This window comes from Nocardia sp. NPDC102475, assembly GCF_055584605.1.
Genome location: NZ_JBVJLS010000030.1, coordinates 57,077 through 83,543, shown reverse-complemented (window position 1 = coordinate 83,543; position 26,467 = coordinate 57,077). Strand labels below are relative to the sequence as shown.

Here is a 26,467-nt window from a genome sequence, read left to right as displayed (position 1 = left end):
AATGAGATGGTAAAGTCACGGTCATGACGGTCACGATGAAACGGAGCGACGCGACCAAGCAGGCCCTGCTGCGCGCCGCGCGCGACGAATTCGCCGAATACGGCCTGGCCGGCGCGCGGGTGGACCGGATCGCGGAGGCGGCCGGGGTGAACAAGGAGCGCATCTACGGCCTGTTCGGCAGCAAGGACAAGCTCTTCGACGTCATCCTGATCGACACCATGCGGGAATTCCTGGATGTGGTCCAGCCCCTGGCCGAGTCCGAACCCGGCGAGTACGTGGGCAAGCTGTTCGACTACCACCGCGAACATCCGCAACTGCTACGGCTTTTGCTCTGGGAGGGACTGCACCGCGGCACCGACGCGCACGATATCGACGGCTGGCGCGCCCAGCACTACCTGCGGAAATTCGACCGCGCCAAGGAGCAGTTCGACGTCGACGCCAGCCACGCGGGCCGACTGCTGCTCGCCCTGTGCGGCCTGTCCAACTGGAGCCTCGCCGTCCCGCAGACCACCCGCCTGCTGCTCGGCGCGGATGCCGAGAACCAGGGGGCGACCCGCGAATTCATGATGGAGTTCGCCAGGGCGGCGCTGCGAACGGATAAATCGATCCCGCACCGCGAGCCGGTCAATGAGTTGACCGCCGAATCGGCCAGCGTTGACGGCGCACCCGCGGCCGATGCGCCGACCGATCCCGTAGACCGCGCCGCCCAACGCCTACGCGAGGCCCAAGCCGCCGCCGATGCGGCCCGCGACGAGCTCGCCACCGCTCTGCGCGACGCCCACGCCGAAGGCACCAGCGCCAACCAACTCGCCCGCCAGGTGTCGGGCACCCTGTCCCGCCCCGTTGTGCTGAAGCTCCTCGCCGATTGAGCGCATTTCGGGCCTGACACAAGCGATTCGCGGTATCGACGCCGCTCAGGTCACGGCCGAACACGGATCGCACAACATCACGGAAAGGCATCGAGAGGCCCAATCGCACTTTGCGCCTCGAAATACCCTGCTGGCCGACAAGTCAATCCCGGACGGCGCGTGAGAGTTTCGTGAACTCGATCGCCTGCTGAGCCCGCGCGAGTACGTGCGTGCGCGAGCTACCGATGTGCGCGCTGAGCGTGCGCAGCGCGGCAGCGGGATCGCCATCGAGTAGTTGTTCGGCGATGGCGATGTGCTCGGCGGTCATGGTGGCGATCCGCTCCGGCGTCGGCAGGTCCAGGGTTCGGACCGGGCGGACCCGGACGTACACACCGGTGAGTGCATCCGCCAGCGCCGTATTGCCCGCCGCGGCAAGCAGAGTCGTGTGGAACTGCTCGTCCGCGGCGACCAGTGCGGTGCCCGGTTCGGGCGGATCGTCGCGAAATCCGCGCCAGATATCGAGTTCCGCACGCACCAGGGACAAGTCGTGTGCCGGTGCGGGTTCCCCGACGATGCCCGTGACTCGCTGAATTCCCCTGGTCTCCAGAACAATCCGCAACTCGAACAGATTGCCCAGCTCCTCCAACCGCGGTCGATACGGATACAGCCCATCGGCGTGCCGCTCCACCAACCCGTCGGCCTGCAGCCGGGCGAGCGCTTCCCGCACGGGGGTGCGCGAAACCCCGTAGGTCTCGGCCAGGCGTTCCTCGCCGAGCCGTTCGGTGGGCACGATCGCCCCCGTGGCCAGGTCCCGCCGCAGCGATTCGTAAACCTGCTCGCTGAGCGGAACCCGGCCCCTGCGCGTCATGGCGGCCAGCTCAGATCGCCATCGCCGAGCGAACCGAGGTCTCCGCGCCCGCTCCGCCCTCGCCGGTGGATGTCACGCGTCCGGACTGCAGCACGTAATAGCGTTGCGCCGCTTGCAGTGCGAAGCCGATGTGCTGTTCCACCAGCAGCACGCTGAGTCCGCCGCGCCCGGTCAAATCGATGATGGTGCGCTCGATTTCGGCGACCACGGACGGCTGGATCCCCTCCGTCGGCTCATCGAGAATGAGCAGCTTCGGCTCGGTGATCAGCGCCCTGGCGATCGCCAATTGCTGGCGCTGGCCGCCGGACAGCAGGCCTGCCTTGCGATTCAGCAGTTCGCGCAGCGCCGGAAACAGGTCGAGCGATTCGTCGATCAAGGCCTTACCGCGCTTGCGGCCGTCGGCGACGACCTGCAGATTCTCGGCGGTGCTCAACTGCGGGAAGCTCTGTTGCCCCTGCGGCACATACGCGATTCCACGCTTGACCCGGCGCGACGGCGACATCTTGGTGATCGCCGCACCGTTGAAGCTGATCTGTCCGGATTTGGTGCCGATCAGACCGACGGCCGTGCGCAGCAGCGTGGTCTTGCCCGCGCCGTTGTGCCCCATGATCGCCACCACGCTGTCGTCGGGAACGGTGATCGAGACGCCATGAATCACCTCGGTCCGGCCGTATCCGGAATGGATGTCGATGAGTTCAAGCATCGGCGGACTCCTTTGCGGTCAGCTCCTGCGCGGTCTGCGCGTCTTCGAGTTCGGTCCCGATGGCCGCGGCGGTGCCGAGGTAGACCTCCTGCACCTTCGGATCGGCCTGCACCTGTTCGACGGTGCCCTCACTGAGTACCTTGCCTGCGGCCAGTACGGTCACCGAGGTCGCGAAGGACCGCATGAAATCCATATCGTGCTCGACCACCACGACAATGCGTTCACCGCCGATGCGCCGCAACAGATTTCCGGTTTCCTCGCGTTCCTCGGCGCTCATACCCGCCACCGGTTCGTCGAGCAGCAGCACCGAAGCGTTCTGCACCAGCAGCATGCCGATCTCGAGCCACTGCTTCTGCCCGTGCGCCAGCACACCGGCAGGCTTATCGCGCAACTCACCGAGCCCGGTGATCTCCAGTGCCTCTTCGATACTCGGCAATACCGACTTGCGGCGGCGCAACAGCGTCAGCGCCGAACGCCCCGCACCCGCCGCGATATCGAGGTTTTGCAGCACGCTGAGTTGTTCGAAAACGCTTGCCGTCTGGAAGGTTCGGCCGATGCCCAGCCGAGCGATCCGGTGCACCTTCTTCCCGAGGAATTCGACACCGGACTTCTGCGCTGATCCGGTGGCGGGCACCAGGCCGGTGATCGCATCGATGAGGGTGGTCTTCCCCGCCCCATTCGGTCCGATCAAGAACCGCAGATCTCCTTGCAGCACAGTGAGATCCACATCGGATACGGCCTTGAATCCATCGAAACTGACCGAGAGTCCGCGGATTTCGAGGTACTCACTCGACATGCCCGCATTGCCGCCCAGCTTCGGGTCGTGCGCGTTCATCGGGATTCCACCTTCTCCTCGGTCACCACTTCGGGCAGCGGTTCATCGACCGCCACCGGAGTATGCGTGGCGGACTTACGAAACTTACTGTCCAGCAACCCTTTCAACATCGGCCATACCCCGGCCAGACCCGCCGGAATGAACCCGACGACCACAATGAACAGGACACCCTGCAGATAGGTCCAGCTGGACGGGAACTCCTCCGAGAGCGCCGTCTGCGCCCACGCGACGCCGATCGCGCCGAGTACCGGGCCGAGCAGTGTGGTCCGTCCGCCGATCGCCACTCCGATAATGAATGCGATGGACGGCACCACACCGATATCGGCGGGTGAGATGATGCCGACGATCGGGGTGAACAGCGCACCCGCGATGCCCGCGAAGAATGCCGCGACAACATAGGCCACGATCTTGATATTGGCCGGATCGTAACCGAGGAAGCGCACGCGTTCCTCCTGATCACGCACGGCGACAAGTAATTCGCCGTAGCGGCTGTGCATGAGCTGACGCACCGCGGCGACCACCACCAGCAGGGTGCCCGCCGCGATGAAGAACAGCAGCTGCCGGTTCACCGGATCCGAGAGCTTGAAGCCGAAGAAGGCACGGAAGTCGGACAATCCGGTGAACCCGCCGATCTTCTGCTGTCCGGTCAGCAGAATCGCGAGCGCCGCGGCCAGGGCCTGACTCAGGATCGCGAAATACGTGCCCTTGACCCGGCGCTTGAATACGCCGTAACCGAGTGCAGCCGCGATCAGCGCGGGCAGCACCAGAATGCCGATCAAGGCGACCGGCGCCGACGCGAAAGGCCGCCAGAACGACGGCAATTCGCGAATACCGGCGATCTCCATGAACTCCGGCACCTCATTGTGCAGCCGGGCCGCATCGGCCATCTGCAGATGCATCGCCATGATGTAGGCGCCGATGCCGAAGAACACGCCTTGACCCAGCGTCAGCATTCCGCCACGGCCCCAAGCCAATCCGATGCCCGCCGCCACGATCGCGAAGCACAGGAATTTGGCGAGCAGGTTGAGTCGGAAGTCGCTGAGCACGGCGGGCGCGACCGCGAACAGCAGGATCGCGGCAACGACGAAGCCGCCCCACGCGGTCATGGAAGGATGTGCGCGCCAACGTTGTCCGAGTGTGGTCATGCCAGACTCCTCGTCCGAACGGTGAATAGCCCCTGCGGACGAACCTGCAGGAAAATAACGATGACGACAAACACGATCACCTTCGCGATCGAGGCCGTCGTGGAGTACTCGATATACGAATTCAGCAGGCCCAGTGCGAACGCCGCGATCACGGTGCCCTTGATCTGCCCGAGCCCGCCGATCACGACGACCAGGAAGGCGTCGATCAGATAGCTCTGCCCGATGGTCGGGCTGGTCGAACCGATCAGCGTCAGCGCGACGCCCGCGACCCCGGCCAGGCCGGAGCCGATGAAGAAGGTGCTGATATCGGTGACGCGGCTGGAGACGCCGCTGGTCTCGGCCAGACCCCGGTTCTGCACGACCGCGCGGATGCGCCGACCGAGCGGGGTCGTCTTGAGCACAAGGGCCAGCACGGTCACCGCGACGACCGCGAGCACGAGAATGAAGATGCGCGTCTTCGGCACCACCGCACCGAGAATGGTGACACCGCCGCTGAGCCAATCGGGTGCGAGCACGTTCTTGGCGGGAGCGCCGAAGATGTCACGTGCGGCCTGTTGCAGCACTAGTCCGACGCCGAAGGTGACGAGCAGGGTGTCCAGCGGCCGGTCGTACATCCACCGGATCAGGCCCATTTCCAGGGCCGCACCGAGCAGTCCGCCGACCAGGAAACCGACGAGCAATGAAACGACCAGCGATACCCCGGCCGACGAGATGACCTTCTGCACAACATAAGTCGTGTAGCACCCGGCCATGATGAATTCGCCGTGCGCCATGTTGATCACGCCCATCTGACCGAAGGTCAGCGAAAGGCCCAGCGCCGCAAGCAGAAGAATGGATCCCAGACTCAGCCCGGTGAAGAGCTGGCCGATCAACACGTCCATATTTGGATTCCTAACGAGGTCGGCCGGGTGCGGGCACCCCCTCACAGAGACCGCACCCGGCACTAGTCGACTACTTGAGGCCCTTGGCCCACTCGTAGGACGTCAGGTACGGGTCCGGCGTCACAGCCTTGCCCGAGTCCCACACGGTGTAGATCAGTCCGTCCGGACGAATTTCGCCGATGCGAGCGGTCTTGGTGATGTGGTGGTTGGAACCGTCTACGGTGACCAGGCCCTCCGGGGCCTCGAAGGTCACGCCGTCGGCCGCGGCCTGAATATCGGCCACCTTGAACGACTTCGCCTTCTCCACGGTGTTCTTCCACAGGTAGACCGAGGCGTAGGCCGCCTCCATCGGGTCCGAGGTCGGCTTGTCGGCACCGAATGCGGCCTTGTAGTCCGCGACGAATTTCTTGTTAACGGGTGTGTCGACCGTCTGGTAGTAATTCCACGCGGTCAACTGTCCGGCGATATTCTGTGCGCCGATACCGGCGACCTCTTCCTCGGCGATGGATACCGAAACCACCGGCATATCAGCGGCTTTCAGTCCCGCATTGGTGTACTCGCGGAAGAACGCCACATTCGAGTCACCATTGAGGGTGTTGAATACCGCGCCCGCCTTGGCATTTCGGACCTTGTTCACAATCGTGGAGAAGTCGGTGGAGCCGAGCGGGGTGTAGTCCTCACCCTTGATCTCGATTCCGTTCGCCGCCGCGTAGGCCTTGATTTCCCGATTGGCGGTCTGCGGGAAGACGTAGTCCGAGCCGACGAGGTACAGGGACTTGATGCCCTTCTGCTTCAGATAATCCAGCGCGGGCAGGATCTGCTGATTGGTGGTCGCGCCGGTGTAGAAGATGTTCTTGCTGTCCTCCAGGCCCTCGTACTGGACCGGGTAGTAGAGCAGCGAGTTCAGGCTCTCGAACTTCGGCTTCATGGCCTTGCGGCTAGACGAGGTCCAACCGCCGAAGACCGCTGCGACACAGTCGGAGCTGATCAGCTTCTCCGCCTTCTCCGCGAAGGTCTTCGGATCCGAGGCACCGTCCTCCAGCACAAGGTCGAGCTTCTTGCCGAGTACGCCGCCCGCGGCGTTGATCTGGTCGACGGCCAGCTTGGTCGAGTTGGCGACGGTGACCTCGGAGATCGCCATGGTGCCCGACAGCGAGTGCAGCGAGCCGATCTTGATCGAGTCCTTCGAGGTATCGACGCAGGACGAGGCGTTGGAGCCGCTGCTCGAGGCGTCATCCTTGGCGCCACAACCGGTCAGCAACAGACCGGCGAGTGCGACGGCCGTCGGCGCGACCAGCGCCTTGCTGACGCGACGCGAGCGCGATCGACGGTTATCACGGGATTCTGGCATGGAGCGCCGCCCTTCTCACTTCATCAGATGTGTTCGGCGACGCTGCGTGCGCCGCACCGAATACGTCCGCCTTTGCCCCGGTCACAGCTGTAGACCGGGTTGTATACAGAGGCTGTATTCGTGGTGCGAACGTTAGACAGAAGTTGTTGCGCCGGAATATCTCTCGGTGACGAGTCCGTTTCGCACGTTTCCGTGATGTGAACGTTTGCGGAAATCGCTCGGCAAACCGCTGTGAGGACCCCACCTGCCTACGGTTGCGTAGCAAGACAGCGGTACGGCAGGCTCTTTTTGTACAACGTCAAAACGCCGATTCCGCGGCTGCCCGGTCGTGGAGGCGTGAGTCCGAGGAGGACCGGTGGGTCACTACAAGGCGAACGTTCGGGATATCGAGTTCAACCTGTTCGAGGTGTTGGAACTGGACAAGCTCCTTGATACGGGTGCCTATGGCGATCTTGATTCGGAAACCGTGCGGGAGATCCTGGCCGAGGTGAAGCGGCTGGCCGAGGGTCCGGTGGCGGAATCCTTCGCCGCGGCCGACCGCGATCCGGTGGTCTACGATCCGGCTACCTTCTCGATTTCGGTGCCCGAACCGCTACGCAAGACCGTCCAGGCCGTGCACGAGGCCGACTGGAGCCGGCTCGGCATGCCGGAGGGCATGGGCGGCACGCCCGCGCCCGCCGCCGTCATCTGGTCGATCAACGAGATGCTCACCTGCGCCAACCCGGCCGCGAGCTTCTTCAATATGGGCCCGGTCATGTCCTCGGTGCTGTTCAATGTCGGCACCGAGCAGCAGAAGCAATGGGCCACAAAGGGTTACGACCGCGGCTGGGCGGGCACCATGGTGCTGACCGAGCCCGATGCCGGTTCCGATGTCGGCGCGGGACGCACCAAGGCGGTCCGGCAGGAGGACGGCTCCTGGCATATCGAGGGCGTCAAGCGCTTCATCTCCGGCGGTGATGTCGGTGAGACCGCCGAGAACGTCTTCCACCTGGTGCTGGCTCGTCCGGAGGGTGCAGGTCCCGGCACCAAGGGCCTCTCGCTGTTCTATGTGCCGAAATTCCTGTTCGATCACGAGACGCTGGAGCTGGGCGACCGCAATGGCGTCTACGTGACCGGCGTCGAGCACAAGATGGGCCTGAAGTCCTCGCCCACTTGCGAACTGACCTTCGGCGCGACAGCTGTGCCCGCCAAGGGCTGGCTGGTCGGCGAGGTGCACAACGGCATCGCGCAGATGTTCCAGGTGATCGAGAACGCTCGCATGGTGGTCGGCATCAAGTCCGCCGGCACGCTGTCGACCGGTTACCTCAATGCGCTCGACTACGCCAAACAGCGCGTACAGGGTGCGGACCTGACGCAGATGGCCGATAAGGCCGCCCCGCGCGTCACCACTACCCACCACCCGGATGTGCGGCGTTCGCTGGCGATGCAGAAGGCCTATGCCGAAGGTCTGCGCGCGGTATACCTTTACACCGCTGCCCATCAGAATGCCGATGTAGCGCAACTGATTTCGGGTGCGGATGCCGAATTGGCGCATCGGGTCGACGATCTGCTGCTGCCGATCGTCAAGGGTGTCGGTTCCGAGCGGGCCTACCAGTACCTGACCGAATCGCTGCAGACGCTGGGCGGTTCGGGCTATCTGCAGGATTACCCGATCGAGCAATACATCCGCGACGCGAAGATCGACTCGCTCTACGAGGGCACCACCGCCATCCAGGCGCAGGACTTCTTCTTCCGCAAGATCATTCGGGACAAAGGTGTGGCGTTCGCGCACGTCAACGGGCAGATCGCCGCCTTCCTGGAGGCGAAGACCGGCCGCTTCGAAACCGAGCGGGCGCTGCTGGCCACCGCGGTCGCCGATGTACAGGCGATGGCAGCCACGCTGACCGGCTATCTGATGGCGTCCCAACAGGATCCGAAGGAGCTGTACAAGGTCGGGCTCGGCTCGGTGCGCTTCCTGCTCGCGGTCGGCGATCTGCTCATCGCCTGGCGACTGCTGGCGCAGGCCGAGATCGCGGCCGCCGCACTGGCCGCCGAAGCACCGGAGAAGGATCGGGCGTTCTATTCCGGAAAAGTCGCTGTCGCAAGTTTCTTCGCGAAGAACGCACTGCCGGAATTGACGGTGGTGAACAACATTATCGCCGCGATCGATAACGACATCATGGAGCTGGACGAAGCCGCGTTCTGAATCAGCAGTTGGTCTGGAGGGGCCAGCACTGGGTCGGACGGTACGGCGGCGGCGAGGGCGTCACGCTCGTCGTCGAGGTGTCCGGGTCGCGGGCCGGACCAGCCGAATCGTGCGCGAGCGAGCTCGCGATCACGATGAGGACCACCACGATTCCGACCAGGGCAATCGCGAAGACCACCCACCCCGCCGCCGTCTGCCGCCTGCTCGGCGGCAGCGGCGCGGGGATGACGTGCTTGCGCAGCTCACGCGCCGACGGCGACGGCGCTTTGGGCTGTACCTCGTCGAAGCCGTCCGCGAGCAGCTCGGCGCGGGAAGGCTTTTCGGTGAGGCCGAGCGCATCGCAGGCTGCGGCGACCCGATCCGCGGTCCAGCTACGCGGTCCGGCGGAGAAACCCTCGAGGTAGATACGGAGTTCGGTCGCGTCACGGGCATTCGAGACGACGATATCCATGCCGGGGCGCAGGTTCGTTCGAGCGGGCCGCACCGCGACCCCCCGGAACGGGACGAGAACGATGGCGCCGCAGATGTGGCCCGGATCGATCAGCGCCCGCTCCAGCCGGGTCTTCACCGCATGCATACTGTGTTCCAGCTGATCGACGGGATTGCCGGAGATCTCCTCGTCCAGATCGGCAGGCTCCGCGCTGATCGTCCACGGACCGTCGCCCGGAATGCTCAGGATCCCGCTCTGGCGGCGTCGGAAGCCCTTGATATCGGTCACGGTAATGCCGCGCGGGGTCAGAATGATCGCATCGACCCGACGAGATCCGTGATCGCCGACCTCCAAGCCGACCAACGCGACACCGGTCGTCGGATACGACCGCAGGCATTCGACGAATTCCTGTTCGGCCCCGGAGAGATCAGCTCCGGTCTTGATCTTCACCAGCATCGCGTATTCCCTACCCTCATCCGGTTCGGCCCGGCGTCCCACCGTCCACCGCGCCGGTACTGATGATGACCCGCCATCGCCGCGAAGACCACCGGTACGCTCGGATTCGGTCCGGCGGAACGGACCCCGCCACCGGCGGCGGACAAGGAGGCATGAGCATGGTTTCGGCGTTGCAACCACGCATTTCACCCGGTCGGCTCCGCGAGCTGGGGCCGATCAATTGGGTTGTCTGGCAGATACTTTCACGCGCGGCGGGGACGGACGACGCACATCTGTTCAGCACACTCGGCCGCACCAAGGGACTGTTCCGCGGCTGGCTGCACTTCTCCGGGCGATTGATGCCGGGCGGCCGACTGCCCAGGCACGAATCCGAGCTGGTCATCCTGCGCGTCGCACAACTGCGCGACTGCGCCTACGAAATGGACCACCACATTCGACTCGGCAGGCGGGCGGGCGTCACGCCGGAGATCCTGGAGCGGGTTCGCACCGGCCCCACCGACGACGAGTGGTCGGATAAGCATCGCGCGCTGCTCACCGCCGTCGACAAGTTGGTCGAAACCCGCGATATCGACGACGCCACCTGGTCCGCACTTGCCGAGCACTACGACGAGCGCAGCCTGATCGAAATCGTGCTGCTCATCAATCAGTACGAGGGGCTGGCCGCGACCATCACCGCACTGCGGATCCAGCGCGACGGCGTCTGACCGACCGCGGCGTTGGCGCACAGTTCGCCACCCCTCGCCAACACCGCCCATTCTCGATTTAGCAATTCCAGAGCGATCACCCCCGCCAGCCCCTAAACTGAAACACGACACGCACAGAGTGACGATTTTCATCCCGTCGTCACGCAGTAACCATTGCTTTCGAGACACATACCGACGTGTGTCGCACGCCATAGTGTGACGGCACCAGGATCGGAAACCCCTCCATCAAGCTAGCTGACCATTTGCTGTCGGCTCGATAGAGAAAGGGGCCGTCATGACTGTCAGCCTCGTGTTGATCGTGGCGGGATTCATTCTTCTGTCCATCGTGATCACCAGCTTCCTGCTTCCCAGCGGTGCGGACACCGCACAGCGTCCGAAACCGCACAACGAGACCGGTGATCAGTAAGCCCTGCGGCTCAGCGGTTTTCGATGAGCTGGGCCAGGCCGTCCAGGACTCGAACCAGACCGAATTCGTAGGCGTGGTCGGCGCTGTAGGCGGAGTCGTGCGCCTGCCCCGCGACCGCGCCGACGCGGGCAGCCAGCGGATAGCGCTCGGCATCGAAGAATTGAGCCAGTAGCGGGGCGGCGCGTTCCCACCATTGCCGGTCGGACATGGCGCTCTCGGTTAGGGCGCGTTCGGTGTCGATGGCGATGCGCGCCACCGAGGTGACGAAGCCCAGGACGTAGGTGACGGCGGCATCCATCTCGAGATCGTCGAGACCGAGGCCGTCGAAGGCACGCAGTTCATGTTCATATTTGGCGGCGACGCCCGGGCCGAGCGGTGGCCGCGTGGTCGGCAAATAGGCGACCCACGGGTGGCGGGCCAGCATGGCCCGATTCTCGGCGGCGATCCTCGTGACGCGATCGCGCCAGGGCAGATCGGTCAGGTCGGCACGCGACATCTCCCGATAGACCGCGTCGATCATGAGGTCGACGAGTTCCGCCTTGCCCGGCACGTAGGTATAGGTGGCCATCGGGGTCAAGCCCAGCTTGGTGGCGACGGCTCGCATAGTGAGCGCGCCGATCCCATCCGCATCCGCGATTTCGATGGCCGCCGCGACCACGGCATCCACACTGCTGCGCTGCTTCGGTCCGCGCACCGATGCGGCGGGCACGCGCCACAGTAGTTCCAAGGTGCGCACGGGATCGCCCGCGCTGCTGCGGTCCCGTGACTGCTCGGCCATGCCGCCTCCTCGTGTTCGCGAGATCCCGATCGTATCGGCGTGACCCACATAACAGTGCGACCACTCGGGGAATTTCTCTACAAAGTACAGCATACTTAGTATAGTATTTGAGTCCAGCTCCCGAGGAGGACCTTGTGAAAATCACCGCTTCCGCCATCTCGCTCAATGTCGCCGATCCGCAGGCCTCGGCAAAATTCGCCATCGACCACCTCGGCTTCACCGAGCAGATGTCGGCCGACGGTTTCGTCTCGGTCGCCCGCCCCGATGCCGGTTTCACCCTGTGCTACCTGCGCACCGGTCTCGACAGCTTCAAGCCGAAAGACAAGGCGGGAAGTGCGGGCGAGGGACTACTGGTCGCGTTCGTCGTGGACGACATCGATGCCGAGTACGAACGGCTCCAGGGCGAGGGCGTGCCGATCGTCACCCCGATCGAGACCGAGCCCTGGGGTGAGCGCTACTTCCAGACGACCGATCCGAACGGCATCATCCTGCAATTGGTGCAGTGGGTCTGATGGGAGTCGAGGTCGGTCGATTCACCATGGGGTTGCATGTCGTGTCAATGCCTCGCGGCCGCACCGCGCAAGCCCGGCGAACCTACCCATGGTCGCGTAACGCTGCGGCGGCGTAAGACCCCGCTCGGCTACCAATTCCATTGACATATAAAGGGATTGCACGCCGTAACGACGAGCGCGGACAACGCGCGGCCGAAATACGGCGTGCAACCCGGTGAACTCACCCCTGGATACCTCAGGCGAGGGCGGCGCGGAAGACCTCGACGGCGGGGATGGAGGGGCGGCCGAGCAGTTTCTGGAGGTCGCCGGAGTCCACATCGAGGATGCCGTCGCCGACTCCGGCGTCCGAATCCGCGAGCACCGCGGCGTAGTCGCCGGGCAGACCGGCCTGCTCGAGCGCCGCGCTGTAGTCCTCCTTGGACAGGTTTTCATAGCGCACCGGCTTGCCGGAAGCCTGCGAAATCACCTGGGCGAGTTCGGCATAGGTGAGGCGCTCATCGCCGCCGAGTTCGTAGATCCGGCCCGCGTGACCGTCGGTGGTAAGCACCTTGGCGGCCGCCTCGGCGTAGTCGGCGCGCGCGGCGCCTGCGACGCGACCAGCACCCGCAGCACCGTGCAGAACGCCGGACTCGACCGTGTGCCCGAGTGCGCCGAAGTAGTTCTCCCAGTACCAGCCGTTGCGCAGGAGTGTGTGCGGAACAGTCGATTCCGCGAGCACCTGCTCGGTGCCTCGGTGCTCCTGGGCCAGGATGAGCGGGTTCTCGGTGGCGCGCGGAATGCTGGTGTAGGCGAGCAGGTTCACGCCCGCACGCTCGGCGGCCCGAATTACGTTGGTGTGCTGGGCGACTCGCGCACCGAATTCGTTGCCGGAGACCAACAGCACCCGGTCGACACCGACCAAGGCGCGGTCGAGCGCTTCGGCGTCGTCATAGGAGGCCTGCCGGACCTCGACGCCCCGCTCGGCCAGATCGGCGACCTTCTGCGGATCACGCACGATCGCGACCACCGGCGTGGTCCCCTCGCGCAACAGCGCCTCGACGACGAGGCGGCCTAGCTGCCCACCGGCTCCGGTTACGGCGACGGTCATGACTTACCTCCAAGGATCTGTACGTTTCATCATGTACTAACTATTAGTAAGCACTATGCATTCCGTAGACACTTTGGTCAAGTTGGGTACTATCGATTCCATGACCACTCAGCGCACGCCGTTGGTGGATACCGACGATCCGACGCTGGAAGCCGACGTATTCGCCCGGAACTGCACGTCACGACCGGTGCTCCAGAATGTGGCCAGCCGCTGGGGCACCCTCGCCCTGGTCGCGCTGCGCGAGGGGCCGTACCGGTTCAGCGCCCTGCGCCGTCGCGTCGACGGCGTCAGCGAGCGCATGCTCTCGCAGACCCTGCAGGCCCTGGAGCGCGACGGCATGGTCCATCGCGAGGTACAGGAAACCATCCCACCGCGAGTCGAATACACCCTCACCGAGCTCGGCGCCCTGGTCGCCGAACGCCTCGAAGACCTCATCCAGATCGTCGAAACCAACATGCCCCGCGTCCACGAAGCCCAAGCCGCCTACCACCGCGACTGACCCCGGAATTCGCCGGCGCATGCACGTCCCGTCGGCGAGCACCCTGGCACAGGGACGACATGATCACCATGTATTGGTGGAGTGGTCTCTCGGGCGATGCCGCAACCGTTACATGGTGATCAGCTGACCAGCGGGAAGGTCGGGGGCTTGTGGTGGGTTGGTGTGGGTATGGAAATTTCCTCGGCTGTTGATTTCGCGCGGACCACCAAGCGGTCCGTGCTCACGACGATCCGGCGCAATGGTCGCCCACAGCTGTCCAATGTGCTGCACGTGGTGGGTGACGACGGGATCATCCGCATCTCCATCACCGCCGACCGGGCCAAGTACCACAATCTGGCGCGCGACCCGTGGGCCGCCATCCACGTCACCCGCGACGACTTCTTCGCCTACGCCGTCATCGAGGGCACCGTCGATCTAACGCCCGTCGCCGCGGACCCCAACGACTCCACTGTCGACGAACTGGTCGGCTACTACCGAGCGGGTTCGGGCGAGCACCCCGACTGGGACGAATACCGCAAGGCCATGGTCACCGACCGCCGCGCCCTCGTTCGCCTGACGCCCACCCACGCCTACGGCATGCTCTGACGATTCTCAGTGCTTCAGAAGCTCCGACACCGTGACGAATTGGTAACCGGCGGAACGGAGTTCGCCGACTATGCGCGGAATGGCGGCGAGGGATTCGGTCCACTGGCCCATGACATGCAGTAGGACGATGGAGCCGGGCCGCACCTTGGAGACGGTTTCGGCGACGATGGCGTCGGTACCGGCCTGCTTGCCCGAGTCGGGTTCCACATCCCAGGTGATCGTCGTGCGGTCGTGGTCGGAGAGGTATTTCGGTAGGGCCCAGAGCTTCTTCCCGTAGGGCGGGCGGAAGGTGACCGGGCCCTGGTAACCGGTTTTCGCGATTTCGGCGTCGGTTCGCTCGATCTCGTCGCGGACGGTATCGCCGGAGACCAGCACCATGCGGCGATGGCTGTAGGTGTGATTGCCGATTTCGTGGCCGGCCTGCGCGATGGCCCTGCCGTATTCGGGATGCGCGGCCAGATCCCGGCCCATGAGATAGAAGGTGGCCGGAATCCCGGCTTCGGCAAGGACTTTCAGCACTTCCGGCGCTTTGTCCGTCGGCCCGTCGTCGAGCGTCAATGCCACCACCTTGTCGGTGGTATCGACTCGGTTCACGAGCCGCCCCGCCAGTTGGAAGGTGCGCGAGTTCATCAGGTAGTAGCCGCCGACCGCCAGCGCCAATGCCACCACGAGCACCAGCGCACTACCGATCAACCATTTGCGTCGCATTGTTCAGCTCCAATGAAAAACGGTGGCGCCCGGACCTTTCGGCCCGAACACCACCGTCTTCGACACGGATCAGAAGTTGATCATGTGGCCCGCGAGGCCGTGGAACGCTTCCTGCAGGGCTTCGCTCAACGTCGGGTGGGTGTGCACGTTGCGGGTCAGCTCGTTGACGGTCAGGTCCCACTTCTGGGCCAGGGTCAGCTCCGGCAGCAGTTCGGAGACATCCGGACCGATGAGGTGGCCGCCGAGCAGTTCGCCGTACTTGGCGTCGGCGACCAGCTTGACGAAACCGGTCGGATCGCCGAGGCCGTGCGCCTTGCCGTTGGCGGTGAACGGGAAGGTGGCGACCTTCACGTCGTAGCCCTCGTCGCGGGCCTGCTGCTCGGTGAGGCCGAAGCTGGCGACCTGCGGCTGGCAGAAGGTGGCGCGCGGCATCATCCGGTAGTCGCCGAGCGTGACCGTCGGCGCACCGGCGATCGTCTCCGCGGCGACCACGCCCTGGGCCTCCGCGACGTGGGCGAGCTGCAGCTTCCCGGTCACGTCACCGATGGAGTAGATGTGCGGCACATTGGTGCGCATGTTGTCGTCGATGACGATCGCGCCGCGCTCGAGCGCGACGCCGGTGTTCTCCAGGCCATAGCCCTCGACCCGGGGCGCGAAGCCGACGGCCTGCAGCACCTTGTCGACGGTGACCGTCTCCAGGTTGCCGGTCTTGTTGTCCTTGATCGACACGGTGACCTTGGAGCCGTCGTCGTCGATCGACTGCACGGCCGCACCGGTGGTGATGGTGATGCCGAGCTTCTTGTACTGCTTGGTGATCTCCTTGGAGACGTCGGCGTCCTCGTTCGGCAGCGCACGGTCCAGGAACTCCACAATGCGCACGTCGACGCCGTAGTTCTTCAGGACGTAGCCGAACTCCATGCCGATCGCGCCTGCGCCGACGATGAGGATCGAGCCGGGCAGGTCCCGGGTGAGGATCTGCTCCTCGTAGGTCACCACATTCGCGCTGAGCGAGGTGCCCGGCAGCAGCTTGGTGACGGTGCCGGTGGCGATGATGACATTGCTGAAGGTGATCGTCTCGGTGCCGCCGCTGGACAGGGCGACCGAGAGGGTGTTCGCGTCGGTGAAGGTGCCCTTACCGTCGAACTCGTCGATCTTGTTCTTCTTCATCAGGAAGTGGACGCCCTTGACCCGGCCGTCGGCGACCTTGCGGCTGCGGTCGAACGCGACGCCGAAGTCGAAGCTCACGTCGCCGGAGATGCCGAAGGTCTTGGCTTCCTTGGTGAAGATATGCGCGAGTTCCGCGTTGCGCAGCAGCGCCTTGGAAGGGATGCAGCCCACGTTGAGGCAGACACCACCCCAATACTTCTGCTCGACGATCGCGGTACGGAGGCCAAGTTGTGCCGCACGGATGGCGGCGACATAACCGCCAGGACCGGCACCGAGAACGACAACGTCGTAATGGGAAGTCACGCCGTCGAGCCTAACTCTGTCGAGCAAACTTCACCCACCGTCCCCCCGCAACTATGCGATACGCGCCACATAGTGCCGCGGCTTTCGGGTGCGCGGACCGATACGGAGGCAGATATCGCCCTGGCTGTCGCGCGCGGCCCGGCTCGGCGGTGAACTAAATCCGCTTGCACCGCCATCAGGTTCCATAGCCATTGGCTCTCGGCTCCGTGGCACGCCGGTTGATGTGCACGGCACCCCACAGCGGCTGTCTCGTGAACATTATTTACTCGAGACTGCGCACTGCCGCACACCCGCGACCGACCCGGTTCCGAACTGAGGCGGCTTGTCGCCGGCGCGCGGCCAGGGACCTCAGTCGCGCCAGACCTGCTGTGCGATACGGGCGAAGTTGCCACCGAACACCGCCGCTCGATCGGCCGCACTGAATCCGCGATCCGCGAGTACGGCATCCAGGCCGGGTAACTCACTCAGTCCGAGCAGATCTTCCGGCGGTACCCACTGCAGCGGCCCCCACTTGGTATACGCGTCGGAAAACGCCCCCGGATCCTGCGTAAGCATGTCATTGAAATCCTCGGCATCGAAGGAGTAGTCGGATCCGATGCCGATATGTTCGATCCCGACGAGTTCCGCACCGTATTCGATATGCGTGGCCATTGCCGCGACCCGCTCGGCCCGGCCATCGATCGCATTCTGGCCCAGGAAGATTCCCACTCCATTGATACCGATAACCCCGCCGGTCCGGGCACAGGCCAGCGCCTGTTCATCGGTGATATTGCGCGGATGCGCCCACCGGGCGGCGAAATTGGAATGGCTGTAGATCATCGGAACTTCGGTGCGTTCGGCCAGGTCCAGTCCGGTGCGGCGGGAGCAGTGCGAACCGTCGACGAATAGGCCGACCTCGTTCTGTTTGCGCACCAGATCTCGGCCGTAGGCGGTGAGTCCGGTGTCGTCGGTATCAAGACAGCCGCAACCCGCCGCGTTGGCGTGGTTGTACGTCGGCAGCATTGAGCGAACGCCCAGTTCGTAGAACATCTCGAGGTTATCCGGATCACCGCCCAGCGGCCCCGAATCCTCCAGGTCGAAGGCCAGCGAAATGGTATCGGCGGCACCGATATCGGCGAACCGCTCGACCAGCCGGAACCGACCGTCGCGCAGCGCATCCCGGCGGAACTTGTGCAGCAGCGCGAGCGAATCCTCGGTCGACTGGTGTGAATATCCGACGTTCACCGATAAATACGACCCGGACGGATAGCGCGCCAGGTCGGCGATCCGAGCGGAATGCAGTAATGGCAGGCAGCAGTGCTGCTCCCAGAGAAACTGTGGCAAACCGGCCACCTTCCGCCTCGGTTCGGTATCGGAGCAGCGATCCTACTGATCCGACCGGTACGTATGTCACTACTCGAACCGATGTCTAGCAACCGGTAACAGGCCGCCCGAATTGCCCGATTCATCGAGTGATATCTCACCTTTAAAGCCTCTCGGCAACAATGTGGACATGACGGGCGTTGAGCAAACTGTGACCGATCCCTACCTGTGGCTCGAAGAAGTAACCGATGAGCGGGCCCTCGACTTCGCACGCGCGCACAACGAGGTGGTTGTCGAGCGTTTCGCCAGCTCCGATCGGTTCACCGAGCTCGAGCGCCGCATCCTGGACATGCTCGACACCGACACCAAGATCGCCTACCCGGGTCGGCGCGGCCACTGGCTCTACAACTTCTGGCGCGACGCCGAACATCCGCGCGGGCTGTGGCGGCGCACCACCTTCGCCGAATACGCCAAGGAAGCGCCGGACTGGGATGTGCTGATCGACCTGGACGCACTCGGCACCGCCGAGGGCGAGAACTGGGTGTGGGGCGGTGCCGCGGTGCTGCGGCCGGAACAGTCGCGTGCACTCATCAGCCTGTCCCGCGGCGGCGCGGATGCCAAGGTCGTGCGCGAATTCGATATCGAAACAAGGGAATTCATCGATCCGGCCGACGGTGGTTACTTCCTGTCCGAGGCGAAATCCGAGATCCGCTGGATCGATATCGACTCGGTGTATGTCGGCACCGATTTCGGGCCGGGTTCGCTCACCGATTCCGGTTATCCGCGTATCGCCAAGCGCTGGCGGCGCGGCACCCCGCTCACCGAGGCCGAAACGGTATTCGAGGGCGAGGCAGGCGATGTCGCGGTCTCGGCAGGCTACGACCGGACACCCGGCTATGAACGGCATTTCGTCGGCCGTGCCACCGACTTCTTCAACGAAGAGGTGTACCTGCTCGAAAGCGACGGCAGTCTGCGGCATCTCGATGTACCGACCGACGCCAGCGAGTCCTGGTACAAGGATTGGTTCCTGGTCCGACTGAAGTCGCCGTGGGAAATCGGCGACAAGACCTACCCAGCCGGTGCGCTGCTGGCCATGGACTTCGAGAAATTCCTTTCCGGTGCACGGGAATTCGAGGTGATCTTCACCCCGGACGAGCACACTTCACTGCACGGCTACGGCTGGACCGAGAACCATCTGCTGCTGATCACCCTCGAGGATGTGCAGACCAAGCTCTACGTCCTCACCCCCGGTCCGGACGGCTGGCGCCGGGAGCCGCTCGCCGACACCCCGTCGATGGCGACCACCAGCGTGATGAATCTCGACCCGCTGGAGGGCGGCGACGAATTCATGCTGACCACAAGCGGATTCACCACTCCCGCCACCCTGCTCGCCAGCGCGGTCGGCGGCCGGACCGAACAACTCAAACAGGAACCCGGCTTCTTCGACGCCGATGGCATCGAGACCGAGCAGTTCTTCGCGCGCTCCGATGACGGAACCATGGTGCCGTACTTCGTGATCCGCCACCGCGACCGCAAGGACACCCCTGGCCCGACGGTGATGTCCGGCTATGGCGGCTTCGAGGTATCCCGCACCCCCGCCTACAGCGGCGCCTCCGGCATGGGCTGGCTGGAACGCGGCGGCACCTGGGTGATGACCAATATCCGCGGCGGCGGCGAATACGGCCCGCAGTGGCACACCTCGGTGCAGAAGGCCAACAGGCACAAGGTCTATGAGGACTTCTCCTCGATCGCCAAGGATCTGGTGGCCCGCGGCATCACCACGCATGAACAGCTGGGCGCGGTCGGCGGCAGCAACGGCGGCCTGCTCATGGGTGTCATGCTGACCCGCTATCCGGAGCTGTTCGGCGCCATCGTCTGCCAGGTCCCGCTGCTCGATATGCAGCGGTATCACCTGCTGCTGGCCGGTGCGTCCTGGGTGGCCGAATACGGCGATCCGGACAAGCCCGAAGAGTGGGAGTACATCAGCAAGTACTCGCCCTACCAGAACGTCCGCTCCGACGCGGCCTACCCGCCGATCCTGCTGACCACCTCCACCCGCGACGACCGGGTCCACCCGGGCCATGCCCGCAAGATGGCTGCGCTGCTGGAGGAACAGGGCCACACCATCTGGTACCACGAGAACATCGAGGGTGGCCACGGCGGTGCGGCCGACAACAAGCAGTCGGCATTCCAGGCCGGACTCATCTACGAGTTCTTCACGCAGATGTTGATGGAGCGGTAATCAGGTCCAACCGGCCCGGTGCATCCTGCACCGGGTCGACCTGTCGCGGCAGTATGTCTACGACGTAGACTCGGTCTACGATGTAGACAAGGAGTCGTCATGCGAATCGTCGATACCCCCGGCGCGCGACTGCACACCGAAGCGGCCGGAACGGGACCGGATCTGGTCCTCATCTCCGGTGGCGGTGGTGATGCCGGAATGTACGAGGCCGTCATCCCCCTGTTGGCCGACCGCTACCGCGTCATCACCTTCGACCGGCGCGGCAATTCGCGAAGCCCGCTCACGGATTCGCACGCCGCGATCGATGTCGCGACGCAGGCGGCGGATGTCATCGCGGTCCTCGACGCCTACGCGATCGAGCGCGCACACGTCTTCGGCAGCAGCGGTGCCGCGATCATCACGCTCGAATTGCTTGCCGCACACACAGATCGGCTTATCGATGCAGTCGTGCACGAACCGCCGCTGGTCCAACTGCTGTCCGTCGAAAGCCCTGCGCGGCAGGAGATCGCCGACATCGGCGCACTCGCCGTTGCGAAGAGTCCGATGCGCGCGTTCGCGGCATTCGGCGTTTTGACCATGCCGAATGTGCCACGGATCCTCCGATCGAATGCGGGACAAGCCCTGATGGCCGCTGCAAGTCGCGCATCGCTCGCGATCGGAGCCGCACTTCGCCGGATCACCCGAACTCAGCCGGCGACCATGACCCGCCAGCTGAACAATGCCGACCTGCTGCTGCGACGCGAACTGCCCGCCTTCTGCTTCGACTACCACCCGGACCTGGCCGCCCTCCGGAAGGTCGACGTGCCGTGGCAGCTGGCGACCGGACGCGAGAGCGTCGGCAAGCCGTACTACGTCGCAGCGCACGCACTGGCCGACGAACTCGGCCGCGACTGTGTGGAATTCCCTGGCGGACATGTGCCCTACCAGTTGCAGCCGAAGGAGTTCGTCACCCGGCTGGTGGAGCTGATCAGCGCATGAAAAAGCCGACTACCCGGATCGCACTGAATCGCGACTATATTGCCGCGGTGGCGCTGACCGTCATCGATACCGCCGGACTCGACGGCTTCACCATGCGGAAATTAGGTGTGGCTCTAGGGGCGGACCCGATGGCGGCCTACCGGCACTTCACCGATCAGCAGGACCTGTTCGACGGCATCGCCGAAGCGATGTTCGACGAACTCGACATGGAAACCCTTCCGTGGCAGGAAGATTGGCCGGACTTGATGAGCGCCTACGCACATCGCCTCCGCTCCACACTCCGCCGCCACCCGAACGCCGTCCCGATCTTCGCAACAAGACCGGTCCGCAGCGCCGCGGCAATCGAAACCGGAAACTGGATGGTCGAACGCCTCCAAGGCGTCGGCTTCACCCCAGCGGTAGCCCTGCAATTCGCCCGCTGCCTACGCGAATACGTAGTCGGACATATCCTCAGCCACACCGTAGCCGCCGTAGCATCCCAACGCAGTCGCAAACCCGCCCCGAACACCCCTGCCTACAACACCCTCGCCGCAGCCGCCGACGCCACCGCAAACACCGACCACTTCGAAATCGGCCTCATCGCAATGCTCGACGGCTTCGCAAAACACCTCAGCGAAACCGCCGACCCCACTTAGGAATTGCCGTTCGCCGGAGCCAGGATGACCACCGGGATCTGCCAGGAGACCTTGGCCTGGAAGTCGGCGAGGAATGGTGCGTCGACCAGCTTGCTTTCCCAAAGCTGTTGCCGCTCATCGCCTTCCGCAACCGATGCGAACACCGGCCACGATTCGGTACCGACTTCGACGACGGCCTCGGGGTGCGCGGTCAGATTGTGGTACCACCCCGGACGATTCGGCCGTCCGCCGTTGGCGGCGTAGACCACTACCCGGTCACCGTCGCGCTGAAAAGCCAGCGGCCAGGTTCGGGATTCGCCGGTGCGGGCGCCGGTGGTTGTCAGCAGTAGCAGCGGTATGTTCGCGAACTGCCCGCCGACCTTTCCCGCATTGGCGCGGAATTCCGCGATGACATCCAGATGTAGTTGCCGCCGTTGCTCATTCGACACGAGCACCAGCTTATGACGGCTTGCTCGATTGCGCTTCGTCGCGACGTAGGCACGCGGTCACCATCTAGCGGTCCCGCAACCACTTTTCGATTTGATCGACCGTGCTGCCGTACCGACGGATCCAGCCGTTGTGCCCCAATGGTTCCGGTTGTACCCAGGTGGTCACCTCGGCCTGGGGCATCTTGGCCAGCAGATGTGCGGCCGAACTGCTCGGCGTGAGATCGTCGCCGGTCATGGTGATGGACAGCACGGGCAGCTTCAGTCTGGCGATCCGCTCCTCGTAGTCGATATCCGCATCGACCGGCACGAAGCGGCCGGTGCGGGCCAGCCGGGCCCAGTCCGACATGAGCACCTTCGACTGGCGTCCGAAGCCGCCGAGCGAGATCCGGTCGCCGGGCCAGAAGCCCGCCAGATTGGCCGTCAGCGACATGACTGCGGTGCCGGCCAGCATGCCGGGACCCGAAATACCCCGGAATCCACGGTGATACGGGGTACCGGAGGCGATCAGGATCAGCCCACCCAGGCGTCCGCGGATCCGCGCCGCGTACAGCACCGCGAGCTGGCCGCCCATGCTGTGGCCGAGCAGATACGGGGTGCTGTCGGGGAACCGGTCGCGCACCACCGAGAAGATCGCCGGGAAGTCGACCGATGCCAGTTCGTGGTAGCCGAAGGTGCTCGCGGCGCTCGGGCGCGGGCGGCTGTCACCCGTGCCGCGCAGCTCACCGATCGCGGCATCGAAGCCGCGCGCGGCCAGCTCCTGAGCGAACAGTTCGTAGTACCCGGCCGGGACACCGAGGCCGGGCACCATCACCACCACCGGACGCGGCGCATCCGGGCGCACCGGATGCCGATGCGCACCGGTCGCCGGGAACAGCCGCACCGGCACGGTGGTGCCGTCCGGCATCTGGATGGGGACCGTCTCCATAGAGCGCACGGTAGCCGACAGCCGCCGCAACTATGCGCCGACCGCACCCATGATCACTCGGCTGAGCACCCGGATCACGTCGTCTAGTGGTGGGCGCGGATCCGAACCGCTCCAGGAATCCACCACGTAGTTGACCGCGCCGATGATGGCCAGCACCCGCATCTCGTAGTCGCCCGTTGGGATTTCGCCGTGCAAGGCGGCATCCTCCGCGGCGCCGGCGAGTAGCGAACCCCAGACGCGACGCAGCTCCAGCCGGAACTTCTCCACCTTCGGCCCGGCGCCGACGACCTCTACCAGCGCCACCCGCGCCTTGCGCGGATCGGAGCCGATGGATTCGACGTAGGCGCGCACCGCGGCATCGATGATCTCCAGCGCGGTCGCATCGGATTTCTTCTCGAGGGCGGCGGTCACCGCATCGCGCGATTCCCTATCGATCTGCTCGTAGAGCTCGAGTAGGAGGGATTCGCGGCCGGTGAACTCCTCATAGAACTGCCTCGAGGAGAGTCCGGCGTCCTTACAGATAGCGCCGACCGAACTATTGGCGTAGCCATCGCGCGCAAAGACCGTCAGGCCCGATTCCAGAAAACGCGCACGCCGCTGACGTTGCCGGTCCTCTACGGGTTGCCCGGCATACATTCGTCCCGTATTCGCATCCTGTGACATTGGGGCAGACAATACCGAAGGGCCCGATCCCCTCGTCATGGATCGGGCCGTTCGTCTCAACCTTCGGCGAAACAGGTGTTAGCCGAAAGTTGGCCGCTCGGTTGCTATTGCGCTCACCGGATGCCGATCTCCGATCTAGCTGCTGCCACAGTGGGCGTCACTGACTGTTTGCCGCAACGGAGGATACCGAGAGGTTCGGCACGCCGAAAGTTTTTGCAGGACTTTTTTTAGAATTATTCTTTCGACAGACCTTTCAACAACGCGGGCAGTTCCGCGACGGAATCGATGACGTGATCCGGTGCGGCCGAAGTGGCCGCCAGAACGGCGGGCCGGAATTTGCCGGTGCGCACCAGAACTCCGGTCATACCGGCCTGCTGAGCGGCGAGCACATCGGAGTGCAGATCGTCACCGATCATCAACACCTCGGCCGGCTCGAGGCCCATAAGGTCCGCGCAGGTACGGAATCCGGCCGCCGCGGGCTTGCCGACCACCGCGATCTCGGCACTGCCCGCTGCCTCCAGACCCGGCAGATACGCGCCCGCGTCGATGCGGAGCCCGGTATCGGTAGCCCAGGTCAGGCCGCTGTGCATCGCGACGACCGGAATGCCGTCCAGCATCAGCTCGGCCACCCGGCTCAGCGCGTCATGTGTGAATTCCGCACCGGCGCCGCCGATTACGATGACATCCGGATCTTCGTCGTCGAGAGTCAACTCGGCGAGGTCGGCCGCGATATCGCCGTGATTGAGCACCCAGACTGCCGCATCCGGGTAGCGGCGGCCCACATATTCGCCGGTGAGCCGGGCAGCGGTGACGATCTCCGCGGTATCGACATCGAACCCGGCAGCCCGCAGTCGCTCGGCGATCTCATCGCAGGTGCGGGAGGTGGTATTGGTGAGAAACCTTCGGCGCAAACCACTTTCGCGCACGCGGCGCACGGCGTCGACCGCACCGTCGATCTCGTGCCAGGAGGTCACCAGCACGCCGTCGATGTCGTAGAGCACACCGCGTATGTCGCCAGACATGGGTTCAGCCTACGACCGCGCAACAGAGTCGTCCCCGCATCCGTTCGAAACGGCGCGTCAGCGGGCGAAACTGCGGGCGGCGCGCGCAAGCATCCACGGCACGAGCCGACGGTGGAATGGGCGCACGACGGCGAAATACCCTCGGCCCCAGCGATTTCGATACTTGACCAGCGAAGTGATGGTGACCGTGCCGTCGTCGACGAGAACGGAGACGACATAGTCGAGGACCGCCATCGCATCGGCGGTCACGTGCTCGCGTTCATCACATTCGCAATCGGGAAAAGGGTTGCCGAAGAATATCTTTCGGGTCCATTTTCGAGGATCGATTGGAGCGCCCGGCGGCAACGCTATTTCGTAGGAATCGATGTAATCCCAATCGGTCTCCAACGAACGCGCCAACGTCGCTCGTTCGGGAATTTCGACTCGTCCATAACTCGGCACCGCACTCCTCCGATAGTCCATACCGGAGCGTATGGATGACCATACGGTAGCGTATGGGAATGGCACAAGGGGATGCGACCGCGAAGACACGGCTCAGCGCCGACGATTGGGCACAGGCCGCACTGGACGCGCTGGCGGAGGGCGGTCTGGCGGCGGTCGCCGTCGAGCCCATCGCCAAGCGGCTCGGCACGACCAAGGGCAGCTTCTACTGGCATTTCAAGGACCGCGCGGCCCTCGTCGAGGCGGCACTGGCGCGCTGGGAGCAGCGCAGCACCGACGATGTGATCGCCGAGATCGCCATCGAGACCGACCCGGCCGAGCGGTTGCATCGACTCTTCGCCCAGGTCATCGACTACGCAGCCACCGGACGCATCGAATTGGCGCTAATGGCCTCGGCGGACCAGGCATCGGTCGCCGCGACGCTGCGCCGCGTCGCGGACCGGCGTATCGAATACGTCGCGGAATTGCTGCGCGAATTGGGGCTGAACGCCGGGCAGGCGCGGACCAGAGCGGTTGTCGCCGTGAGCATTTACCACGGCTTCAACCAACTGGCCCGCGTCTCCCCCGACGCGCTCCCGAGTACCGAGGAACAGCGAAGGATGTTGGTGGACAGCGCATTTCAGAGTCTGCTGCCGGACTGAATCAGCTGCCGCCGCCACAACCACCGCCGCCGCCTCCGCCACAGCCGCCCCCACCGCAGCTAGAGCCGCCGCCGCAGCTCGAACCACCACCGCAGCTGGAGCCGCCGCCGCAACCGCCGCCCGCGTCGCCACCGCCGCCCGCGGCCCATCGACTCCGACTGCGGCGGTTGCGACGCCGCAGATTGTCGCGGTTCGCGCGATTGATCATCGCGATCGTGCCGAACAACAGCACGACGCCGATCACGATCACGACCATGAATCCGTTCATTGTCCCCACCCCCGAGTGACGTTCAAGGCTTGTGCCCACCCCAAGTGCACCTGTTACGGGATCGCCGGTAAAGCCAAAACTTTTGGGGCGTTTGAACAGCGGGCGGTCGATGTGCTCGGGTCAGGATTGCGAGCCGTTGATGATCGCATCGAGCAGGCCGGGGAAACGTTGCTCCAGATCGTCACGCCGCAGTTCGACGAGTCGGTTGCGGCCGGAGACGTAGGTGGTCGTGACGCCCGCGTCGCGCAGCACCTTCCAGTGGTGCGATGCGGTGGCGGCGGTGATCTCGACATCGAATTTGTCGATGGCGCAACTGAGCGGTTCGCGGACCCCGGCGAGCGAGCGGATCAGCTCCAGCCGGATCGGATCGGCGATGGCGCTGAGCACCCGGATCAAGTCCAGGTCGCGGGTGCTCGGCTGCGGTAGCTGACGCACGTTCATCCTCCGATCGTTTGACAATCATCGAATTAT

At 64.6% G+C, this 26,467-nt stretch carries 30 protein-coding genes; 11 read left to right on the top strand and 19 right to left on the bottom strand.

Annotated features, from left to right (window positions below; translation table 11 throughout):
- The first annotated feature begins 23 nt into the window (after positions 1-23).
- Entirely contained in the window at positions 24-869 is an 846-nt protein-coding gene (locus ACZ60G_RS37675; protein WP_465816533.1) for a TetR/AcrR family transcriptional regulator, read from the top strand.
- Between the two features lie 142 nt (positions 870-1,011).
- Here ACZ60G_RS37675 and ACZ60G_RS37670 read toward each other — a convergent pair whose 3' ends face one another.
- The 6 genes from ACZ60G_RS37670 to urtA all read right to left on the bottom strand — a co-directional run bounded on the left by ACZ60G_RS37670 (position 1,012) and on the right by urtA (position 6,631).
- A complete protein-coding gene (locus ACZ60G_RS37670) occupies positions 1,012-1,716 on the bottom strand; it encodes a GntR family transcriptional regulator (protein WP_465816532.1) in 705 nt (234 codons plus the stop codon).
- Positions 1,717-1,726: 10 nt separating this feature from the next.
- Positions 1,727-2,419, bottom strand: coding sequence for an urea ABC transporter ATP-binding subunit UrtE (gene urtE / locus ACZ60G_RS37665; RefSeq protein WP_465816530.1), 693 nt, complete (start codon positions 2,417-2,419; stop codon positions 1,727-1,729).
- The gene (gene urtD, locus ACZ60G_RS37660) at positions 2,412-3,254 is read right to left on the bottom strand and encodes an urea ABC transporter ATP-binding protein UrtD (protein ID WP_465816528.1); all 843 of its coding nucleotides are present in this window, start codon (positions 3,252-3,254) and stop codon (positions 2,412-2,414) included. Before urtD ends, urtE begins: the two co-directional genes overlap by 8 nt.
- The gene (urtC, locus tag ACZ60G_RS37655; protein ID WP_465816527.1) at positions 3,251-4,399 is read right to left on the bottom strand and encodes an urea ABC transporter permease subunit UrtC; all 1,149 of its coding nucleotides are present in this window, start codon (positions 4,397-4,399) and stop codon (positions 3,251-3,253) included. Before urtC ends, urtD begins: the two co-directional genes overlap by 4 nt.
- Positions 4,396-5,280, bottom strand: coding sequence for an urea ABC transporter permease subunit UrtB (gene urtB, locus ACZ60G_RS37650; RefSeq protein WP_465816525.1), 885 nt, complete (start codon positions 5,278-5,280; stop codon positions 4,396-4,398). The genes urtC and urtB overlap by 4 nt, the downstream gene beginning before the upstream one ends.
- Before the next feature lie 70 nt (positions 5,281-5,350).
- Complete coding sequence (gene urtA / locus ACZ60G_RS37645; RefSeq protein WP_465816523.1) at positions 5,351-6,631, bottom strand: urea ABC transporter substrate-binding protein; 1,281 nt, start codon at positions 6,629-6,631, stop codon at positions 5,351-5,353.
- A 355-nt stretch (positions 6,632-6,986) separates the two neighbouring features.
- Between urtA and ACZ60G_RS37640 the strand changes: the two genes are divergently transcribed.
- A complete protein-coding gene (locus ACZ60G_RS37640) occupies positions 6,987-8,816 on the top strand; it encodes an acyl-CoA dehydrogenase (protein WP_465816521.1) in 1,830 nt (609 codons plus the stop codon).
- Between the two features lies 1 nt (position 8,817).
- Here ACZ60G_RS37640 and ACZ60G_RS37635 read toward each other — a convergent pair whose 3' ends face one another.
- Entirely contained in the window at positions 8,818-9,702 is an 885-nt protein-coding gene (locus ACZ60G_RS37635; RefSeq protein ID WP_465816519.1) for a nuclease-related domain-containing protein, read from the bottom strand.
- A 170-nt stretch (positions 9,703-9,872) separates the two neighbouring features.
- Here ACZ60G_RS37635 and ACZ60G_RS37630 point away from each other — a divergent pair, with 170 nt between their 5' ends.
- Together ACZ60G_RS37630 and ACZ60G_RS37625 are read left to right on the top strand one after the other, a co-directional pair.
- Positions 9,873-10,406, top strand: coding sequence for a carboxymuconolactone decarboxylase family protein (locus ACZ60G_RS37630; RefSeq protein ID WP_465816583.1), 534 nt, complete (start codon positions 9,873-9,875; stop codon positions 10,404-10,406).
- Between the two features lie 274 nt (positions 10,407-10,680).
- Positions 10,681-10,812 (top strand): hypothetical protein, encoded by a 132-nt coding sequence (locus tag ACZ60G_RS37625; protein WP_465816517.1) that lies wholly within the window; start codon positions 10,681-10,683, stop codon positions 10,810-10,812.
- A 10-nt stretch (positions 10,813-10,822) separates the two neighbouring features.
- On the opposite strand, the gene ACZ60G_RS37620 is transcribed toward ACZ60G_RS37625, so the two are convergent.
- Positions 10,823-11,590: a TetR/AcrR family transcriptional regulator C-terminal domain-containing protein gene (locus ACZ60G_RS37620; protein ID WP_465816515.1), complete on the bottom strand. Its 768-nt coding sequence runs from the start codon at positions 11,588-11,590 to the stop codon at positions 10,823-10,825.
- 134 nt (positions 11,591-11,724) lie between these two features.
- On the opposite strand from ACZ60G_RS37620, the gene ACZ60G_RS37615 reads away from it, so the two are divergent.
- Positions 11,725-12,102 (top strand): VOC family protein, encoded by a 378-nt coding sequence (locus ACZ60G_RS37615; RefSeq protein ID WP_465816513.1) that lies wholly within the window; start codon positions 11,725-11,727, stop codon positions 12,100-12,102.
- Between the two features lie 235 nt (positions 12,103-12,337).
- Here the strand turns inward: ACZ60G_RS37615 and ACZ60G_RS37610 are convergent, their stop codons facing one another.
- Complete coding sequence (locus ACZ60G_RS37610) at positions 12,338-13,189, bottom strand: SDR family oxidoreductase (RefSeq protein ID WP_465816512.1); 852 nt, start codon at positions 13,187-13,189, stop codon at positions 12,338-12,340.
- A 100-nt stretch (positions 13,190-13,289) separates the two neighbouring features.
- Between ACZ60G_RS37610 and ACZ60G_RS37605 the strand changes: the two genes are divergently transcribed.
- Together ACZ60G_RS37605 and ACZ60G_RS37600 are read left to right on the top strand one after the other, a co-directional pair.
- Complete coding sequence (locus ACZ60G_RS37605) at positions 13,290-13,688, top strand: winged helix-turn-helix transcriptional regulator (RefSeq protein ID WP_465816510.1); 399 nt, start codon at positions 13,290-13,292, stop codon at positions 13,686-13,688.
- Between the two features lie 168 nt (positions 13,689-13,856).
- The gene (locus ACZ60G_RS37600; RefSeq protein ID WP_465816508.1) at positions 13,857-14,273 is read left to right on the top strand and encodes a PPOX class F420-dependent oxidoreductase; all 417 of its coding nucleotides are present in this window, start codon (positions 13,857-13,859) and stop codon (positions 14,271-14,273) included.
- Positions 14,274-14,279: 6 nt separating this feature from the next.
- On the opposite strand, the gene ACZ60G_RS37595 is transcribed toward ACZ60G_RS37600, so the two are convergent.
- The 3 genes from ACZ60G_RS37595 to ACZ60G_RS37585 form a co-directional block, all read right to left on the bottom strand.
- Positions 14,280-14,981, bottom strand: a complete 702-nt coding sequence (locus ACZ60G_RS37595; protein WP_465816506.1) for a polysaccharide deacetylase family protein — start codon at positions 14,979-14,981, stop codon at positions 14,280-14,282.
- Positions 14,982-15,050: 69 nt separating this feature from the next.
- Positions 15,051-16,451, bottom strand: coding sequence for a dihydrolipoyl dehydrogenase (lpdA, locus tag ACZ60G_RS37590; protein ID WP_387294657.1), 1,401 nt, complete (start codon positions 16,449-16,451; stop codon positions 15,051-15,053).
- 348 nt (positions 16,452-16,799) lie between these two features.
- The gene (locus tag ACZ60G_RS37585; RefSeq protein ID WP_465816503.1) at positions 16,800-17,774 is read right to left on the bottom strand and encodes a dipeptidase; all 975 of its coding nucleotides are present in this window, start codon (positions 17,772-17,774) and stop codon (positions 16,800-16,802) included.
- Positions 17,775-17,943: 169 nt separating this feature from the next.
- On the opposite strand from ACZ60G_RS37585, the gene ACZ60G_RS37580 reads away from it, so the two are divergent.
- From ACZ60G_RS37580 to ACZ60G_RS37570, 3 genes are all read left to right on the top strand, one after another.
- Positions 17,944-19,995, top strand: coding sequence for a prolyl oligopeptidase family serine peptidase (locus ACZ60G_RS37580; RefSeq protein WP_465816501.1), 2,052 nt, complete (start codon positions 17,944-17,946; stop codon positions 19,993-19,995).
- A gap of 99 nt (positions 19,996-20,094) precedes the next feature.
- Positions 20,095-20,973 (top strand): alpha/beta fold hydrolase, encoded by an 879-nt coding sequence (locus tag ACZ60G_RS37575; RefSeq protein ID WP_465816500.1) that lies wholly within the window; start codon positions 20,095-20,097, stop codon positions 20,971-20,973.
- A complete protein-coding gene (locus ACZ60G_RS37570; protein WP_465816498.1) occupies positions 20,970-21,608 on the top strand; it encodes a TetR/AcrR family transcriptional regulator C-terminal domain-containing protein in 639 nt (212 codons plus the stop codon). Before ACZ60G_RS37575 ends, ACZ60G_RS37570 begins: the two co-directional genes overlap by 4 nt.
- Here the strand turns inward: ACZ60G_RS37570 and ACZ60G_RS37565 are convergent.
- The 5 genes from ACZ60G_RS37565 to ACZ60G_RS37545 all read right to left on the bottom strand — a co-directional run bounded on the left by ACZ60G_RS37565 (position 21,605) and on the right by ACZ60G_RS37545 (position 25,033).
- A complete protein-coding gene (locus ACZ60G_RS37565; RefSeq protein ID WP_387294652.1) occupies positions 21,605-22,036 on the bottom strand; it encodes a nitroreductase family deazaflavin-dependent oxidoreductase in 432 nt (143 codons plus the stop codon). The two genes, ACZ60G_RS37570 and ACZ60G_RS37565, sit on opposite strands and share 4 nt — an antisense overlap.
- Positions 22,037-22,100: 64 nt before the next feature.
- Entirely contained in the window at positions 22,101-22,961 is an 861-nt protein-coding gene (locus ACZ60G_RS37560; protein WP_465816495.1) for an alpha/beta hydrolase family protein, read from the bottom strand.
- A 30-nt stretch (positions 22,962-22,991) separates the two neighbouring features.
- Positions 22,992-23,624, bottom strand: a complete 633-nt coding sequence (locus tag ACZ60G_RS37555) for a TetR/AcrR family transcriptional regulator (protein WP_465816493.1) — start codon at positions 23,622-23,624, stop codon at positions 22,992-22,994.
- A gap of 233 nt (positions 23,625-23,857) precedes the next feature.
- A complete protein-coding gene (locus ACZ60G_RS37550) occupies positions 23,858-24,646 on the bottom strand; it encodes an HAD-IIA family hydrolase (RefSeq protein WP_465816491.1) in 789 nt (262 codons plus the stop codon).
- Positions 24,647-24,703: 57 nt separating this feature from the next.
- A complete protein-coding gene (locus tag ACZ60G_RS37545) occupies positions 24,704-25,033 on the bottom strand; it encodes a DUF2867 domain-containing protein (RefSeq protein ID WP_465816489.1) in 330 nt (109 codons plus the stop codon).
- A 113-nt stretch (positions 25,034-25,146) separates the two neighbouring features.
- On the opposite strand from ACZ60G_RS37545, the gene ACZ60G_RS37540 reads away from it, so the two are divergent.
- A complete protein-coding gene (locus ACZ60G_RS37540; protein ID WP_465816487.1) occupies positions 25,147-25,728 on the top strand; it encodes a TetR/AcrR family transcriptional regulator in 582 nt (193 codons plus the stop codon).
- 1 nt (position 25,729) lies between these two features.
- On the opposite strand, the gene ACZ60G_RS37535 is transcribed toward ACZ60G_RS37540, so the two are convergent.
- A complete protein-coding gene (locus tag ACZ60G_RS37535; RefSeq protein ID WP_465816485.1) occupies positions 25,730-25,996 on the bottom strand; it encodes a hypothetical protein in 267 nt (88 codons plus the stop codon).
- Positions 25,997-26,116: 120 nt separating this feature from the next.
- The gene (locus ACZ60G_RS37530) at positions 26,117-26,437 is read right to left on the bottom strand and encodes an ArsR/SmtB family transcription factor (RefSeq protein WP_465816483.1); all 321 of its coding nucleotides are present in this window, start codon (positions 26,435-26,437) and stop codon (positions 26,117-26,119) included.
- Between the last annotated feature and the right edge of the window lie 30 nt (positions 26,438-26,467).